This window comes from Caulobacter sp. 602-1, assembly GCF_003931565.1.
Taxonomy (GTDB): domain Bacteria; phylum Pseudomonadota; class Alphaproteobacteria; order Caulobacterales; family Caulobacteraceae; genus Caulobacter.
Genome location: NZ_RRYI01000003.1, coordinates 1 through 17,206, shown reverse-complemented (window position 1 = coordinate 17,206; position 17,206 = coordinate 1). Strand labels below are relative to the sequence as shown.

Annotated in this window: 16 protein-coding genes; 7 read left to right on the top strand and 9 right to left on the bottom strand. The window is 68.2% G+C overall.

Annotated features, from left to right (window positions below):
- Window positions 1–121 precede the first annotated feature (121 nt).
- The 5 genes from EIK80_RS09045 to EIK80_RS09025 all read left to right on the top strand — a co-directional run bounded on the left by EIK80_RS09045 (window position 122) and on the right by EIK80_RS09025 (window position 9,657).
- Window positions 122–1,162: a LacI family DNA-binding transcriptional regulator gene (locus EIK80_RS09045; RefSeq protein ID WP_125156671.1), complete on the top strand. Its 1,041-nt coding sequence runs from the start codon at window positions 122–124 to the stop codon at window positions 1,160–1,162.
- A gap of 269 nt (window positions 1,163–1,431) precedes the next feature.
- Window positions 1,432–4,281, top strand: coding sequence for a TonB-dependent receptor (locus EIK80_RS09040; RefSeq protein ID WP_125156670.1), 2,850 nt, complete (start codon window positions 1,432–1,434; stop codon window positions 4,279–4,281).
- Window positions 4,282–4,395: 114 nt separating this feature from the next.
- A complete protein-coding gene (locus EIK80_RS09035; protein WP_125156669.1) occupies window positions 4,396–5,925 on the top strand; it encodes a tryptophan halogenase family protein in 1,530 nt (509 codons plus the stop codon).
- Between the two features lie 22 nt (window positions 5,926–5,947).
- Window positions 5,948–8,251, top strand: a complete 2,304-nt coding sequence (locus tag EIK80_RS09030) for a beta-glucosidase (RefSeq protein ID WP_125156668.1) — start codon at window positions 5,948–5,950, stop codon at window positions 8,249–8,251.
- The gene (locus tag EIK80_RS09025) at window positions 8,251–9,657 is read left to right on the top strand and encodes a glycoside hydrolase family 30 beta sandwich domain-containing protein (protein WP_125156667.1); all 1,407 of its coding nucleotides are present in this window, start codon (window positions 8,251–8,253) and stop codon (window positions 9,655–9,657) included. Before EIK80_RS09030 ends, EIK80_RS09025 begins: the two co-directional genes overlap by 1 nt.
- Window positions 9,658–9,718: 61 nt before the next feature.
- Here the strand turns inward: EIK80_RS09025 and EIK80_RS09020 are convergent, their stop codons facing one another.
- The 9 genes from EIK80_RS09020 to EIK80_RS08980 form a co-directional block, all read right to left on the bottom strand.
- The gene (locus EIK80_RS09020) at window positions 9,719–10,681 is read right to left on the bottom strand and encodes a tetratricopeptide repeat protein (RefSeq protein ID WP_125156666.1); all 963 of its coding nucleotides are present in this window, start codon (window positions 10,679–10,681) and stop codon (window positions 9,719–9,721) included.
- Window positions 10,682–10,856: 175 nt separating this feature from the next.
- Window positions 10,857–11,261 (bottom strand): hypothetical protein, encoded by a 405-nt coding sequence (locus tag EIK80_RS09015; RefSeq protein ID WP_125156665.1) that lies wholly within the window; start codon window positions 11,259–11,261, stop codon window positions 10,857–10,859.
- A 4-nt stretch (window positions 11,262–11,265) separates the two neighbouring features.
- Window positions 11,266–11,652 carry a DUF4870 domain-containing protein gene (locus tag EIK80_RS09010; RefSeq protein WP_125156664.1) on the bottom strand — a complete coding sequence of 129 codons (387 nt, stop codon included), beginning with the start codon at window positions 11,650–11,652 and terminating at the stop codon, window positions 11,266–11,268.
- 119 nt (window positions 11,653–11,771) lie between these two features.
- On the bottom strand, window positions 11,772–12,323 hold the full coding sequence (locus EIK80_RS09005) for a hypothetical protein (RefSeq protein WP_125156663.1): 552 nt from the start codon (window positions 12,321–12,323) through the stop codon (window positions 11,772–11,774).
- Between the two features lie 3 nt (window positions 12,324–12,326).
- Entirely contained in the window at window positions 12,327–12,749 is a 423-nt protein-coding gene (gene folB, locus EIK80_RS09000) for a dihydroneopterin aldolase (RefSeq protein ID WP_233586513.1), read from the bottom strand.
- Between the two features lie 14 nt (window positions 12,750–12,763).
- Entirely contained in the window at window positions 12,764–13,279 is a 516-nt protein-coding gene (locus EIK80_RS08995) for a 6-carboxytetrahydropterin synthase (RefSeq protein ID WP_125156662.1), read from the bottom strand.
- A gap of 189 nt (window positions 13,280–13,468) precedes the next feature.
- The gene (locus tag EIK80_RS08990) at window positions 13,469–14,239 is read right to left on the bottom strand and encodes an SDR family oxidoreductase (RefSeq protein WP_199743426.1); all 771 of its coding nucleotides are present in this window, start codon (window positions 14,237–14,239) and stop codon (window positions 13,469–13,471) included.
- Window positions 14,236–14,622: a dihydroneopterin aldolase gene (locus EIK80_RS08985; protein ID WP_125156660.1), complete on the bottom strand. Its 387-nt coding sequence runs from the start codon at window positions 14,620–14,622 to the stop codon at window positions 14,236–14,238. The genes EIK80_RS08990 and EIK80_RS08985 overlap by 4 nt, the downstream gene beginning before the upstream one ends.
- Before the next feature lie 3 nt (window positions 14,623–14,625).
- A complete protein-coding gene (locus EIK80_RS08980) occupies window positions 14,626–14,706 on the bottom strand; it encodes a hypothetical protein (protein ID WP_125157318.1) in 81 nt (26 codons plus the stop codon).
- Between the two features lie 91 nt (window positions 14,707–14,797).
- On the opposite strand from EIK80_RS08980, the gene EIK80_RS08975 reads away from it, so the two are divergent.
- Together EIK80_RS08975 and EIK80_RS08970 are read left to right on the top strand one after the other, a co-directional pair.
- Window positions 14,798–15,268, top strand: a complete 471-nt coding sequence (locus tag EIK80_RS08975; protein ID WP_125156659.1) for an NUDIX domain-containing protein — start codon at window positions 14,798–14,800, stop codon at window positions 15,266–15,268.
- A gap of 89 nt (window positions 15,269–15,357) precedes the next feature.
- Window positions 15,358–16,797 carry an aldehyde dehydrogenase family protein gene (locus EIK80_RS08970; RefSeq protein ID WP_125156658.1) on the top strand — a complete coding sequence of 480 codons (1,440 nt, stop codon included), beginning with the start codon at window positions 15,358–15,360 and terminating at the stop codon, window positions 16,795–16,797.
- Window positions 16,798–17,206: the final 409 nt, after the last annotated feature.

Here is a 17,206-nt window from a genome sequence, read left to right as displayed (position 1 = left end):
TGGTTGATCGGCTAAGCCATCTTGTGCGAACTCTTGCGCGCGAACCCTTCGCCATGAAGACGCGTATCGCTTGTGCGGACGGGGCTTCCCGACGATGGTCCCACATCCAGTGGAGTGTGCTTTGACCGGAAAGAGGCCGACCATCGACGACGTCGCCCGCGTTTCGGGCGTGGCGCGCGTGACGGTGTCTCGGGTGCTGAACGGCGGCCCCAATGTCCGCGACGAGGTCCGGGCCCGGGTCATGCGGGCCATCGAGCAGTTGGACTACAAGGTCAATCCGCAGGCCCGCAGTCTGGCGGGCGGGGCCAGCCGCTTGCTGGCCTTTGTCTTCGCCTCGGACCTCGAGAACGATCCGAACTCCTACTATGAATCCGCCCTGGAACTGGGAGCCCTGCGCGCCTGCCTGACGCTGGGCTACCAGGTGCTGGTCCAGAACGTCCCGCAGCAGACCCCCGACCGCGAGAAGCGGGTGCTGGACCTGATCACCAGCCAGCGCTGCGAGGGCCTGATCCTGTCGCCCCCCTATAGCGACGACGTCTCGCTGATCCAGGCGGCCCTGGCCCAAGGCTGCAAGGTGGTGACGGTGTCGCCGGGCGGACCGGGCCGCGGGATCGCCGACGGCGTCGGCGTCGACGACGAGGCCGGCGGCTACGACATGGCGCGGGAGTTGTTGCGCCTGGGTCACCGGCGCTTCGGCTTCATCGCCGGACTGGAGGGCCACCTCTCGGCCGACCGACGCATGAAGGGGTTCGAGCGCGCCCTGGCCGAGGAAAGCCTGGGCCAGGAGGCCTGGATCATGGCGCGCGGCGACTTCACCTTCCGCTCGGGCGCGCACCTTGCGCCGCAGCTGCTGGACCATCCGCTAAGCCCCAGCGCCCTGGTCTGCGCCAATGACGACATGGCCGCCGGCGTGCTGTCGGCCGCCCACGCGCGGGGCTTGAGCATTCCGCGCGACCTGTCGATCACGGGCTTCGACGACGCCCCCGTCGCCGCCATCGTCTGGCCGCCGCTGACCACCGTGCATCAACCGGTGAAGGTGCTGGGCCAACGCGCCGTCGAGATGCTGGTGGCCCGACTGACCGGGGCCAACACCGCTTCCACCCCCGTCTTCCAGCAGCTTGACCACGCCGTGGTTCACCGCCAGACCACGGCCGCGCGCTAGAGCATTTTCCGATAAGTGTGAAACGGTTATCGGATGGAAAAATGCTCTAAACTTTTGAAATGGAGCCCTTTTTATCCGATCTGATTGATGCGATCAGATCGGAAAGGGCTCTAGCGGTCCATACCCGCTTTCCGGTTTCGACCTTGACAACGTTGTCGCCCGGCGTGCTACTGGAAGCGCTTCCATGGAAGCGCTTCCACGGCCAAGGTTGGTCTCACGAGAATAAGGCGGTCGCTCGCCCAGGAGCGGCTTCAGAGGGGAGAGCTACAATGCGAAACCGCAAGAGCGGGACGCGTCCGTCCGTCCAGAAATTCTATGTCACCGCGTCCACGGCCGCGATCAGCCTGGCCCTGGCCGGCTCGGCTTGGGCGCAAGAGGCCGCGCCGGCCTCGCAGGCCGACGACACGGTCGACGCGATCGTGGTGACGGGCATCCGCGCCGGCATCCAGAACTCGATCAACATCAAGAAGAACGAGACCTCGATCGTCGAGGCCGTCTCGGCCGAGGACATCGGCAAGCTGCCGGACGTCTCGATCGCCGAGTCGATCGCCCGCCTGCCGGGTCTGGCCGCCCAGCGGGTCAACGGCCGCGCCCAGGTGATCTCGATCCGGGGTCTCGCGCCCGACTTCACCACCACGCTGCTGAATGGCCGCCAGCAAGCCAGCTCCGGCGACAACCGCGCCGTCGAGTTCGACCAGTATCCGTCGGAACTGCTGTCCAGCGTCGTGATCTACAAGACGCCCGACGCCCAGGTCTCGGGCATGGGCCTGTCGGGCACCGCCGACCTGCGCACCGTGCGCCCGCTGGAATACGGCAAGCGCGTCCTGGCCTTGAACCTGCGCGGCGAGAAGACCTCGGGCAAGAAGCTGAACGATGACTCCCACAACGTGGGCGGCCGCTTCAGCGCCAGCTATATCAACCAGTTCGCCGACGGCACGATCGGCGTGGCCCTGGGCTACGCCCACCTGGATTCGCCCTCGCAGGTGAAGCGCTACAAGGCCTATGGCTATGAGGCCTTCCCGCCGGAATCGACCTCGCCGGACAGCGCCGACGGCGCCCTGATGCTGAACGGCCAGGAGATCATGGCCGTCTCGCGCAACAACAAGCGCGACGCGGTCATCGGCATCTTCGAGTACCAGCCGAACGACCGGATCCACTCGACGCTGGACCTGTACTACTCGACCTTCAATCAGAAGGAGACGACGCGCGGCGCCCAGTGGTTCTCGAACCCTTACGCCGACGGCGTGACCTATTCGAACGTCACGACCGCCGACATGGGCGGCTCGAAGTTCGCCACCGGCGGCACGCTGAACAACGGCGTGCCGATCGTGCGCAACGACTACAATACGCGCCGGGACCAGCTGTTCTCGGCCGGCTTCAACAACGAATTCCAGCTGACCGAAAAGACCAAACTGGTCGCCGACCTGTCCTATTCGTCGAACAAGCGGAAGGAACAGATCATGGAGACCTACGCCGGCTACGGCCGTGGCGTGGGCGGGGTCACCGGGTCGACGGCGGACGTGGGCCGCACCTATGACACCATCGGTTTCAAGGTCGCCGACAACGGGTTCTCGCAATATGACGAGGGCCTGAACTACGCCGACGCCAGCAAGGTCACCCTGGGCGACCGCGCCCCGTGGGGCGGCTGGGGTCACGACGGCGCGATCCGCTATCCGCACGTCAAGGAAGACGTCAAGGCCGTCGACATCCGGCTCGAGCACGAGATGGACGGCTTCATCACCCAGCTGTCGGGCGGCGTGAACTACACCAAGCGCGACAAGGGCAAGACCGTCTCGGACAACGACCTGTTCCTGAAGAACGGCCGCCAGCAGGTCTATGTCGACCAGGCCGACCTGGTCTCGCCGACCAATCTGGGCTTCGCCGGCTTCGGCGACGTCCTCTCGGTCAAGATCGGCGACGTCTGGAAGAAGTACTACAACTCGTCGCCGATCCTCGACGCCAACTACTACGACAAGAACTGGGACATCACCGAGGAGGTCACGACCTTCTTCGCCAAGGCCAACTTCCAGAGCGGCGACCTGCGCGGCAATGTCGGCGTCCAGGTGGTCCAGCAGAAGCAGGAGTCGAGCGGCGTCGTGATCAACGGCACCGAAGCCGGGCAGCCGATCGTCCCGACCAAGATCAACGCCAAGGACGACTACACCGACGTCCTGCCCAGCCTGAACCTGATCTACGACCTGGGCGGCGGCCACCGCCTGCGCTTCGCCCTGTCCAAGACCATGGCCCGTCCGCGCATGGACGACATGCGCGCCAACGTGACCCCCGGCTTCAACGGCCTGGTCTGCTCCAGCCAGCCCTGCGGTCCGGGCACGACGGTCAATCCGTGGTCGGCCTCGGGCGGCAATCCGCACCTGAAGCCCTGGATGGCCAAGGCCGCGGACCTGGCCTACGAGTGGTACGTCAGCCCCGCGACCTATGTGTCGGTGGCCGGCTTCTACAAGAAGCTCGACACCTACATCTACCAGCAGTCGGGCACGTTCGATTTCACGGGCATTCCGCTGCCGGCGGGGGCCAACATCCCGGCCGGGACGATCATCAACAACATCGGCCAGATGACCTTGCCGGCCAACGGCAATGGCGGCGTGGTCAAGGGCGTGGAGTTCAGCGGCGCGGTCGACTTCGGCCAGTTCGCCGATGTCCTGAAGGGCTTCGGCGTCCAGGGCAGCCTATCGCTGACCAAGTCGAACCTGAATCCGACCAACAACCCCGATCCCACCCAGGAAGTCCGCATCCCGGGCCTGTCGGGCACGGTCTACAACGTCACCGGCTACTACGAGCGCGGCGGCTTCCAGGCGCGCATCAGCCAGCGCTACCGCTCGGCCTTCAAGGGCGAGGTGGTGCAACTGTTCGCCACCCGGGGCTTCACCGAGATTCTGGCCGACAAGCAGGTGGACGCCCAGATCGGCTACACCTTCAACGACGGTCCGCTGGAGAACCTCGGGATCCTGCTGCAGGTCAACAACCTGACGGACTCGCCGTACCGCACGCGCCTGGGTCTCGACGGCGGCGGCACCAAGACCCAGAGCGGCGGTTCGCTGCCGGAGACCTACGAGAAGTACGGCCGTCAGATCCTGTTCGGCGTGAACTATCGGTTCTAAGCAGAAGGCTGAGCCGAGCCGCGCTCCCCCGCGGCTTGGGCTCGCCAGGCAAGAACCAACGGAGGCGGGGGCGCCTGAGGCGTCCCCGACCTTTGCTCAATGGGAGGCGGGTGGTTGCAACCGCTCAAGAAGATACTGATCGCCGGAGGCGGGTCCGCCGGCTGGATGACGGCGGCGCTGTGTTCGCGGCTGTTCCAGGGTCTCTATGAGATCGTCCTGATCGAGTCCGAGCAGATCGGCACGGTCGGGGTCGGGGAGGCGACCATCCCCGCCATCAAGAAATTCAACGAACTGCTCGGCCTCGACGAGGACGACTTCCTGCGCAAGACGCAGGGCTCGTTCAAGCTGGGCATCGAGTTCCGCAACTGGTTCCGCAAGGGCGAGAGCTACCTGCATGGCTTCGGCGTGCTGGGCCAGGACCTGGGCTGGCTGCGCGTTCACCAATACTGGCTGCGGATGCGCGAGCTGGGCCAGGCCCCGGACTTCAACGCCCTGTCGATCAACAACGCCATGGCGTTGCAGGACAAGTTCATGCGCGCCCGGGCTGACATGGCGGAGTCGCCGATCGGCCACATCGCCCACGCCTTCCACTTCGACGCCGGCCTCTACGCCAAGCACCTGTCGACCTACGCCCAGGCGCGCGGCGTGCAGCGGCGCGAGGGCAAGATCGTCGACGTGACGCTGCGGCCCGAGGACGGCTTCGTCCAGTCGGTGACCATGGACGACGGCGAGGTCATCGCCGCCGACCTGTTCGTCGACTGCTCGGGCTTCCGGGGCCTGATCATCGAGCAGGCCCTGAAGACCGGCTACGAGGACTGGACCCGCTGGCTGCCGGCTGACCGGGCCATCGCCGTGCCGACCGAGCGCTCGGCGCACTTCACGCCCTATACCCGCTCGACGGCCCACGACGCCGGCTGGCAGTGGCGGATCCCGCTGCAGCACCGCACCGGCAACGGCCATGTCTATTCCAGCCAGTATATCGACGACGACGAGGCCGAGCGCGTCCTGCTGGCGAACCTGGACGGCGCCCAGCGCGCCGACCCGCTGCGCATCCGCTTCACGACCGGCAAGCGCAAGAAGATCTGGAACAAGAACTGCGTCTCGATCGGCCTGGCCAGCGGCTTCATGGAGCCCCTGGAGTCGACCAGCCTGCACCTGATCCAGTCGGCCGTGATCCGCATGGTCCGCCTGCTGCCCGATGGCGGCTTCGATCAGGCCAATGTCGACGAGTTCAATCGTCAGAGCGACTTCGAATACGAGCGCATCCGCGACTTCATCATCCTGCACTACAAGGCCACCGAGCGCGACGATACGCCGTTCTGGCGCCACTGCCGCGACATGGAGGTCCCCGCCACCCTGCAGCGGAAGATGGACCTGTTCCGCGCCAACGGCCGGGTGTTCCGCGAGGACGACGAACTGTTCACCGAGGAGAGCTGGATCCAGGTGTTCCTGGGCCAGGGCGTGATCCCGCGCGGCTACGACCCGCTGGTCCGCGTCCACTCGGACGAAGCCATCGCCACCCACCTCGGCAATATCCAGACGGTCATCGGCAAGTGCCTGAACGTGATGCCCAGCCACGCCGAGTTCGTGGCCCGCGCGTGCCAGGCCCCGCCGTTGCCGGCGACCCCTGTTCCAGTCCCCTAGACGTCTTCGACGGAGTAACGCCATGACGACCGCCGCCCAGCCTTCATCCGCCCTGCGGATCCTGTGCCGGACCACCGCCGCCGTGGCGTTGCTCGCCCTGACCCCGATGTCCCTGGCCTTTGGATCCGGGGCGCTCGCCCAGGTCATGCCGACCAAGGACAGCGCCCCGCTGGCCCCGCGCGCCAACGACCCGGCCTGGGCCCGCGCCGACGCCCTCGTCAAGCAGATGACGCTTGATGAAAAAATCAGATATCTGCACGGCCTGTTCCCGCCGAACACCAAGCCGGCGCCGGCCGACATGATCCCCTCGGCCGGTTATGTGCCGGGCGTGCCGCGCCTGAAGATCCCGACCTTGCGGGAAAGCGACGCCAGCCTGGGCGTGGCCAACCAGGTCGAGCAGCGCAAGGGCGACGTCGCCACCGCCCTGCCGTCGGGCCTGGCCTTGGCCTCGACCTTCGAGCCCAAGCTGGCCTATGCCGGCGGCGCGATGATCGGCGCCGAAGCCCGCGCCAAGACCTTCAACGTCCTGCTGGCCGGCGGCGTCAACCTGACCCGCGACCCGTGGGCCGGTCGCAACTTCGAATATCTCGGCGAGGACCCGTTGCTGGCCGGCGAAATGGCGGGCGAGCAGATCAAGGGCGTGCAGTCCAACCACATCGTCTCGACGATCAAGCACTTCGCCCTCAACGCCCAGGAGACCGGCCGCCACGTGATGGACGCGCAAATTGGCGAGGCCGACCTGCGCGAAAGCGATCTGCTGGCCTTCCAGATCGCGATCGAGAAGAGCAATCCGGCCTCGGTCATGTGCGCCTACAACAAGGTCAATGGCGACTGGGCCTGCCAGAACGACTTCCTGCTGAACAAGGTGCTCAAGCGCGACTGGAACTATCCGGGCTTCGTCATGTCCGACTGGGGCGCGGTGCACAGCACGGTGAAGGCCGCGCTGGCGGGGCTCGACCAGCAGTCGGGCCAGGAACTGGACACCCAGATCTTCTTCGGCGACGACCTGAAGGCCGCCGTGGCCAAAGGCGAGGTCAGCCAGGCGCGCGTCGACGACATGGTCCGGCGCATCCTGCATGGCGTGATCACCTCGGGCCTGATGGACAACCCGACCCCGACGACCGCCCAGCCCATCGACTACGCCGCCCACGCCAAGGTCGCCCAGGCCGTGGCCGAGCGCGGTTCGGTGCTGCTGAAGAACGACGGAAATCTGCTGCCCCTGGCCAAGACAGCCAAGAAGATCGTGCTGATCGGCGCCCATGCCGATGTCGGCGTGATCTCGGGCGGCGGCTCGTCGCAGGTGCGGTCGGTCGGCGGCGCGCCGGTCGAGATCCCGCTGGACGGCGGCGAGGCCGCCTCGTTCGTCCGCGTCACCTGGCACGCCTCCTCGCCGCTGGAGGCGATTAAGGCCGCCGCGCCGGGCGCTGAAGTGATCTATGTCGACGGCAAGGACCCGGCCGCCGCGGCCGCCGCGGCCAAGGACGCCGACGTCGCCATCGTCTTCGCCTGGCACTGGCAGACCGAGGCCCAGGACGCGCCGTCGATCGCCCTGCCGGACAATCAGGACGCCCTGATCGACGCCGTCGCCGCCGCCAACAAGCACTCCATCGTCGTGCTGGAGACCGGCGGTCCGGTGACCATGCCCTGGCTGGATCGCGTCGGGGCGGTGCTGCAGGCCTGGTATCCCGGCCAGCGCGGCGGCCAGGCCATCGCCCGCATCCTTTTCGGCGACGTGAACCCGTCGGGCCGCCTGGCCATGACCTTCCCGAAGTCCGCCGACCAGGCCCCGCGCGGCAGCGCGCCGGGCTTCGCCGAGCAGGCCGCCATCGACGACGCCCGTCGCGCCGGCCAGAAGGTCGATGGCATCAAGGGCTTCGCCGTAAAGTATCCGGAGGGCGCCGCTGTCGGTTACCGCTGGTACGCCCAAGAGAAGCGTCAGCCGCTCTATCCGTTCGGCTATGGCCTGTCGTACACGGCCTTCGCCTACAAGAACCTCAAGGTCGAGGACGCGGCGGGCCTGAAGGTCAGCTTCGACGTCACCAACACCGGCAAGGTCGCCGGCGCCGACACCCCGCAGCTCTACGTCACGGCGGGCAAGCGCAAGCCGATGGTTCGCCTGGCGGGCTTCGAGAAGGTCGACCTGGCGCCGGGCCAGACCGAGCGCGTCACCCTGACCGTCGAGCCGCGCCTGCTGGCCGACTACGACGTCGCCAAGCCCGGCTGGACGATCCCGGCCGGGACCTATCCGCTCTATGTCGGAAGCCACGCCGGGGACATGGCCCTGACCGGCAAGGCCAACCTCAAGGCCTGGTCGCGGAGGCCGTGATGCGAACCCTCTCCCTCACCCTCGCCGCCGCGCTCGTCGCGGCGGCCCCCGCCCACGCCGCGCCCAAGCTGCACAGCTGGACGACGACCGGCGACAAGAGCCAACTGCTGGCCGCCCAGGCGCCGTCGGGCGTGGTGGCGGCCGATGCGGTCGCTGGCCTGCCTGTGGTCGCGGTCGACGCCAAGGAGCGCCACCAGACCATGGTCGGCTTCGGCGCGGCGATCACCGACGCCTCGGCCTGGCTGATCCAGAACAAGCTGACCCCGGCCCAGCGCGACGGCCTGCTGCGCGAGCTCTATGGGCGCGGGGAGGGCGGCCTCGGCTTCAGCTTCACGCGCGTGACGATCGGCGCCTCGGACTTCTCGCTGGACCACTACAGCCTGGACGACGCGCCGGGTGGCGCGGCCGATCCGGCGCTGCAGCACTTCTCGCTGAAGCGGCCGCAGGAATTCGTCTTCCCGACCGTGCGCGCGGCCCTGAAGATCAATCCCGAGCTGAAGGTCATGGCCTCGCCGTGGAGCGCTCCGGCCTGGATGAAGACCACCGGCTCGCTGGTGAAGGGGCAACTGAAGCCCGAGGCCTATCCGGTCTATGCCGACTTCTTCGCGCGCTACATCAAGGAAGCCAGGAAGGTGGGCGTCCCCACCGACTATCTGAGCATCCAGAACGAACCCGACTTCGAGCCGGACAACTATCCCGGCATGCGCTGGCTCCCCGCCGACCGCGCCAGGTTCTTCGGCGAGAACCTGGCCCCGGTGTTCAAACGCGAGAAGATCGCGACCAAGGTGCTCGACTGGGACCACAATTGGGACCAGCCGCAGCAGCCGCTGACCGTTCTGGCCGACGCCAAGGCCAGGGCCTTTGTCGCCGGCGTCGCCTGGCACTGTTATGCCGGCCAGGTCGAGGCCATGGAGACGGTGCGCGCGGCCCATCCGGACAAGGACGTCTTCTTCACCGAGTGCTCGGGCGGCGAATGGGCTCCCAAGTTCGACGACAGCTTCTCGTGGATGGTCGAGCAGCTGATCATCGGCTCCACCCGTCGGGGCGCGCGCGGCGTCTTGATGTGGAACCTGGCCCTGGACGAGAAGTTCGGCCCACACGCCGGCGGCTGCGGCGACTGCCGGCCGGTGGTGACGATCGACAGCACGAGCGGCGCGATCACCCGCACCCAGGAATATTACGCCTTCGGCCAGGCCAGCCGCTTCGTGAAGCCCGGCGCGGTGCGGATCGGCTCGCCGGAAAAGGTCGGCGACCTGCGAACGGTCGCCTTCCAGAACCGCGACGGCGGCCGGGTGCTGCTGGTGCTGAACACCGGCAAGACGCCGGCGGATTTCGCCATCGTCGAGGGCGGCCGGCGGTTCAAGGCCAGCATCCCGGCGCGCGCGGCGACGACCTTTACCTGGTAGGCTCTATCTCAAGCATCTAGAGCGTGGCAGCCGAAGCCGCTCACACAGTCGGCTGCCACGCTCAGCTCGAGATCTTGGCTTCCAGCTCGTTCAGGCGCGCGCGCGTCACCGCAAGGTCCGGTCCGAACCGCGCCGGGTCGGCGGCGGCGAGGCGGCCAGCGATGTCGTAGCTCTCGCGGTAGAGATCCAGCGCTCGCATGCGATGGCCCCTGTCCTCGCGCAGGTCGGCCAGACGTTCCAGGTTCACCGATAGCGCCCGCTGGGCGCCCGCGTCGCCGGCCTCGCGGCCGCCGCGCGAGCGTCGCAGGGCCAGGGCCTCCTCGAAGGCGGCGAGGGCGGCGTCCAGGCGACCCTCGGCCTCGGCCACGTCGCCGACGCCCGACAGCGAACCGGCCAGCAGTTCGGCGCTTTCGTCGTCGCCGCGCGTCTGCCGCACCTGGCGGGCGTAGGAAACCGAGGTGTCATAGGCCTCGGCGGCGTCGTCCATCTGGCCCTGGGCGCGGGCGAAGTCGCCGAGGTCGCGGTAGACGATCGCCAGTTCCTCGTCGGTTTGCGCGGTGGTCTTCATCGCCGAAAGGGCGCGGGCGGCCTCGTGCCAGGACCCGTCGCGGCTGAGCGAGACCAGGCGGCCGCGCAGTTCGGCGAACGTCGCGGGGCGGGGCGCGGGCTGCGTGGCCGCGGGCGGGGCCACCGACATGACCGGCGGGGCCACGGACTCGGGCTTGGGATCGGGAGGCGTTAAGGTTGGCGTCGCGACGACGGGCTGGGCTTGCGGCGCCCCCAGCTCCAGGCCAAAGGCCATCGGCGCGGCGCGCTTCTTTGGTTTGCGGCGGGGAAGCAGGGCGGCGACGATGAGCGCCCCGCCCACCATCGCCGCCGCCACACCGACGGCGGGCCGATGCGGCTCGAATGGTCCGAGATCGAGATTCGTGGCCCAGTTCCCCAGCGAGCCCCAACCCGCCACCACGTATCCCGACGTCGCTAGGATCAGCCCCAAGATGATCCCAACCAGTCGCGCCAGCATCACGTCCCCCCAGACGTTCACCCAAGGCGGGTGCAAACCCCGAAAAACGGGGCGTCCCAGCCGCCAGGCCGCACAAGTCATCCGATGGCTCCGCTTCCGTCGAGCCGTCTCAACTGGCAGGGGAAGCGGGGCGGCCGGATGACTCCTCGGTGGGCGCCCAGCGGAAAGGGCGCCTCTAAATCAACCACGCGCGCGGGCGCGGATACGCCTCGCCGCGTGACAGATAGTAGATCCCGATCACGCAGCGGGCCACGAACCAGAGGCCGACCGCTCCCAGAATGAGGCCGCCGGCGATGATCATCGGCAGGCCGACCAGCACGATCAGCATCGGAATGCCGAAGAAGATCAGCGCGCCGCCGATCAGGAACCAGGCGATCGACAGCCAGAAGGTCCGGATGGCGAAGGTGTAGTGGCTTTCGTTGATCGGCCCGGCCGCGTCGCGGTTCGCATAGGCGACGATCAGGCCGATGATCCAGGTCAGGCCGTTGGTGAAGCCCAGCAGATAAAGGCCGTAGACGACGGCCGGCAGGACCTTGTCCTCTTCGGCCGCGGGGGAGGTGACGGCGGTGGTGTCGGTCATGGTCTTAGAGCATCCAGTTCTTGGGCGTGGGATAGGGCTGGCCCTTCAGCAGGTTCGACAGGCCCACGACGCCGCGCACGACCAGCCAGACGCCGACGGCGGGCAACAGGACGATGCCGATCCCGACCGGGGTCAGCAGCAGGGCGACGATGCTGAAGCCCAGCGCCAACCAGAACGTCCGGATCTGGAATTCGTAATGGCTGGCCAGCCATTCAGGCGCGTCCTTGCGGCTGACATAGGCGATGATCGCGCCGATCAGGGTGGTGACGCCGCCGGTGGCCACGCCGGCGATGTGCAGGCCGTAGACGACGCCGGGCAGGGTCTTGTCATCCTGCAGACGCGGCGGGACGTCGGGGTCGATGGCGGTAGGGTCGCTAAGGGAGTCGGGCACGAGCTTGAGCCTAAGAGAACGTCGTTGGACCAATCGTCGCGCCGAACGCCGCGTGATGCAAATGAAGGTGGCGTCATGAAGGCGAAGTAACCCGGAGGCTTCCCGCGGCGGGGAGCCTGTCAGGGCAGCAGATCGCTCGGCGGGGCGTGGGGATCGAACGGCGTTCCGCGGTTCAGCCAGGGCAGGACCGCGAACATCAGGATCAGCACGAAGCTCATCCGCGCGGCCATGTCGACGCCGACCGAGGCCATGCCGGCGGTCAGCGAGAACAGCAGCATCGCCGCCGCGCCGAAGGCGGTCAGGCCCATCACCCAGGTCAGGGCGGCGCGCGCCTCGAACCGCGCCAGGCCGAAGCGGGCGCGGGGCGCCAGATCCGCGCCGACGGCGGCGATGGCGCGGGCCAGGGTCGAGAAGCTGGTCAGCCGATCCTCGAACTGGCCTGGGCCGAGATAGCTCTGCGAGGCGATGCTCAGGCGGCGACGACCAAAGGTCAGCAGCAGGCTGCGCCGCCGGCCGCCGGTCCTGTCGACCGCCAGGCTGTAGCGGGTCAGGCCGGACAGCGGAAAGCGGCGCTCGACCTTGCCGCGCGTCTCCACCAGCGCGCCGGCCTCCAGGGTCCAGACCGTCTCGGGCTGGAAGGGGGCCAGTCGGGCGCGGTGCGAGACTTCCAAGCGTCAGCTCCGGACGGCGGTGATCTCGACGCCGGCGGCGGCCGCGTGCGGGGCCAGGGCCAGGGGCTTTTCGATCCGCACCCGGGCGCGGGTGACGCGGGAATCGGCGAAGCAGGCCTGGGCCAGGCGCTCGGCGAAGGTTTCCACCAGGTCGATATGGCCCTCGGCGGCGATGGCGCGGGCGGCCTCGCCGATGGTCTCGTAGTTCACCGTGTCGCCCAGGCGCTCGCAGTGGCTGGCGGCCACGTCCAGCTCGACATCGACGACCAGGGGCTGCATGCGGCCGTGCTCGTGGTCGTAGACGCCGATCTCGGCGTCGACCTTCAGGCCGCGGACGAAGACCTTGGTGACGATGATCCGCGCCAGGGGCGCATCGGCCGAAGCGTCGGCGGGCGCGGTGTCGGCGAGGGAAGCGGGAGCGGCCATTCGATCCGGTTTCGCTAGAAGTCGTTGATGCTGTTGTCCGCGCGCAGGCACCACTGACCGGGCACCCAACCGGCGAGGCCGGCCATGTCCGTGGCGTCCAGGCCGACCGCGTTGGTCGGGGTTTCCTGGATCCTGAGGGACTCTAGCGTGAACAGGCCGTCGATGGCGAGGAAAGCCTTGGCCTTCAGCGCCATGGCGATGGCCAGGGCCTCGGTGGTCGGGTCGCCGTCGAAGGTCATGACCCGCGCCAGGGTCTCGGGCTCGTGCTCGCGGAAGAAGCCGATCAGCGGGTCGGCCAGATTGGCCTGGAACGCGTGGTCCACCGCGCTGTCGATCCAGCCGTGCCAGGCGCGCTTGGCCCGCTCGAACGAGGCCGACATGTTCGAGCCGCCCAGGTCCAGCCGCGTGGCCGGGCGCAGGCGGATGAACACGTACTCGTCGTGGCCGTGCGGCGTTCTGCACTTGGACGACGGGTCGCTCAACAGCCGGTGGGCCATGGAGTACCGGCGATTGAATTCGAGGCTAAGCATCTGGAATACCTGGACCGGCCGCCCCGGGGTCGGCCGAGCGCGGCGCGGAACGCGTCAAATGTGGAAGGTCGTTTCGGCGAAGCGACGGTGACGAACAGCGGGCGCTTCAAGAAGCCGCGCCCTTATCATGAACAGCGGGTGCAGCGCAAAATATAGTTGCGCCACGCCAACCTGCCAGGCCTCGCTCCGCTAGACGTCCGGATCGTAGGCCACGTCCCGCGGCCGACCCAGCAGGCTCTCGCCGCCGTCGATGGTCAGGGTCTGGCCCGAGAAGGCCGGGGTGTCGACGATGAACAGCAGGGCGCGGGCCAGGTCGGCCGGGGTGCTGCTGACGCCCGACGGGGTGGCGCGGGCGGCGCGGACATAGTCGTCGTGCGTCTGCTTGCCCGAGGGCAGGGTGACGCCCGGCGACAGGCCGCAGACCCGCACCTTCGGCGCCAGGGCCTGGGCCAGCACCGGCGTCAGGGCGGCCAGGCCCAGCTTGCCGGCGGTGTAGGAGAAGTAGTCGGGGTTGGGCCGCAGCACCTTCTGGTCCAGCAGGTTCACCACCAGGCCGGTCTCGGCCTCGCCCAGGGCCGTGGCGAAGGCGTGGATCAGGAAGACGGGCGCGGTCAGGTTGGTGGCGATGTGCCGGTCCCAGCGCTCGGGCGTCAGGGTCTCGAACGTGTCGTACTCGAACAGCGAGGCGTTGTTGACCAGGAGGTCCAGCCGGCCGAACCGGGCGCGGACGGCGGCGACCAGGGCCTGGCCGTCGGCGGCGGTCGAGAGGTCGGCCTGGAACAGCTCGACCGCATGGCCGTCGGCGCGCAGGGCGTTGGCCAGCACCTGGGCGTCCTGCGCCGAAGTCCGATAGTGCAGGGCGACGGCGTAACCGGCCTCGGCCAGCGCGCGCGCCAGGACGGCGCCGATGCGCCGCGCGGCGCCTGTGACGAGAGCGACTTTCGGGGGGGCGGCCGTCAAGCCGGCCGGACCTTGAACCACTCGACGCCGGCCGCGCGGGTCTCCGGGAAGATCTCCGGCTTGACGATGCGGACCCAGCAGGCGTCGACCAGCGGGTCGAGGAAGGCCGCGTCGACGGCCTCCTGCAGCAGGGTTTCCAGCAGGTCGACATGGTCGCGGCCTTGCCAGCCGACGATCAGGGCGCGCAGCGGATCATAGTCGACATAGGTCCCCGGACCGGCGAACTCGGTCCGGGAATACAGCCGCGCGCTGACGCGCAGCCGGTTGGGGCGCTCGGGATGGCGCTCCCACGGGTGCAGTCCGCAACGGACCAGAACCTCGACGTCGTCCAGCACCGCAACCTGATGCGGCGCGGCGGTCTGCCAGTCGAAGGGGCCCGTCATCGCCTAGTCGATGCGGCCGAACTCGAAGAAGTTCAGGCCCATGATGACAGCCAGGAAAATGGCGATGACACCGATCGCGATCATGGCGCGGCTCCGGAAAGAGAAAACAAAGATCGAGCCGGCTTTAGCCTCCGGCGCCGCTGACCGCAAGCGGCAGCCGCGCTAGAACGGGTCCATGCTCTGGCGCCGTCGCATCGAACCCTTCACCCGCCCCCTGGTCTACGCCTTCTTCCGCATGACCCGGGGACTGACCCTGGGCGTGCGGGCGGTGGTCACGGACGAGACCGGCAAGGTCCTGCTGATCCAGCACACCTATATCAAGGGCTGGTACCTGCCCGGCGGCGGGGTCGAGCGCGGCGAGACGGCGGAGATCGCCGTGGTCCGCGAACTCCAGGAAGAGGCGGGCGTGCGCGCCCTGTCGCGCCCGCGCCTGGTCTCGGCCCACAGCAACGAGGTTCTGCACCCCGGCGACCACGTTCTGCTCTACCGGATCGAGGCCTGGGAGCCTTGCGCCTCTGACGCCGAGGGCGAGATCCACGCGGTTGGCTGGTTCGATCCGAACGACCTGCCGGAGGAGACGACCAAGGCCACCCGGCGGCGGATCGCCGAGGCTCTGGGCGACGCGGAGCCAGATGTGATGTGGTGAGGGCTAGCCACCTGAACGCCGATCACATTAAATGCTTGTTTGAAACCGCCCCGCAGAGCGGATCCCACATCCAAGGGCAGGAGAACGGCATGCGCGAGTACACCAAGTTCTATATCGACGGCGCCTGGGTCGATCCGGCCCAACCCAAGACGCTCGACGTCATCAACCCGGCCAACGAAGAGGTCGCCGGCGTGATCTCGATGGGTTCGGAGGTCGATGTCGACCGCGCCGTCCGCGCCGCTCGCAAGGCGTTCGACAACTGGTCGCAGACCAGCCGCGAGGAGCGCATCGACGTGCTCGAACGCATCATCGCCGAGTACCAGAAGCGCTTCGAGGACATGGCCAAGGCCATCACCGAGGAAATGGGCGCTCCGGCCTGGCTGGCGCAGCGCGCCCAGGCGGCCATGGGCATCGGCCACGTCCAGACCGCCGTCGCCGTGCTCAAGGACTACAGGTTCGAGGAAGACCGGGGCACGACCCGGATCGTCAAGGAGCCGATCGGCGTCTGCGCCTTCATCACGCCGTGGAACTGGCCGGTGAACCAGATCGCCTGCAAGGTCGCCCCGGCCCTGGCCACCGGCTGCACCATGGTGCTGAAGCCGTCGGAGATCGCGCCGTTCAGCGCCCATATCTGGACCGAGATCCTGCACGCCGCCGGCGTGCCGCACGGGGTCTTCAATCTGGTCAATGGCGACGGCCCCACGGTCGGCGCGGCCCTGTCCAGCCATCCCGAAGTCGACATGGTCTCGTTCACCGGCTCGACCCGCGCCGGTATCGAGGTGGCCAAGAACGCCGCCCCGACCGTCAAGCGCGTCCACCAGGAGCTGGGCGGCAAGAGCCCCAACATCATCCTCGACGACGCAGACTTCGCCCGCGCGGTGGGCGGCGGCGTGGCCTCGGTGATGATGAACTCGGGCCAGTCGTGCAACGCCCCGACCCGGATGCTGGTGCCGGGCAAGCGCATGGACGAGGTCATCGCCATCGCCAAGGCCGCCGCCGAGAGCCACACGGTCGGCGACCCGAACGGCAATCACAAGATGGGCCCGGTGGTCAGCGAGACCCAGTGGAACAAGATCCAGGGCCTGATCCAGAAGGGCATCGACGAGGGCGCCACCCTGGTCACCGGCGGCGTCGGCCGTCCGGAAGGCCTGGACAAGGGCTACTACGTCAAGCCGACCGTCTTCGCCAATGTGAAGTCCGACATGACGATCTCCAAGGAAGAGATCTTCGGCCCGGTGCTGTCGATCCTCGGCTACGACACGGTGGATGAAGCCATCACCGTCGGCAACGACACCGAATACGGCCTGGCGGCCTATGTCTCGGGCGGCGACCTGGAGACGGTCCGCAAGGTGGCCAGCAAGCTCCGCGCCGGCCAGGTCAACCTCAACGGCGCCGGCCCCGACCTGATGGCCCCGTTCGGCGGCTACAAGATGAGCGGCAACGGCCGCGAGTGGGGGGATCACGCGTTCGGCGAGTTCCTGGAGACGAAGGCGATCCTGGGGTACTCGGCGAAGGCGGCGGCGGAGTAGGTTTGCTCTGAGCTAGGTGAGTTTGGAGAGGGCGGGGCCGGGAGGCTCCGCCCGGTGATCACCTTACATCTCTTGGAGGCAGCAGCGTGCCGGACTGACCAGGTCAGTCAAGGCTCGCCTCCGGCGACCGCGTCGCGGCGACGCGGAGCGTCGGCCTTGAGTGACCTGGACAGCCCGGCGATCGTCTCGCCGTGAGATGTAAGGATGGCTCCCTTCCGGGGCGGAAGACGTCTTGGACGGGAAGAGGGCGCGCACCCAGATGCTCCCCCGCGATGCGGGGGAGCTGTCGCGGAGCGACTGAGGGGGCTAGCGCGGCATAGGTCCAGCTGGCCCCCTCCGGCCCTCTGGGCCACCTCCCCCGCGACGCGGGGGAGGATCTATGGGGATTGAGGGCCCTCTATCCCCGGCG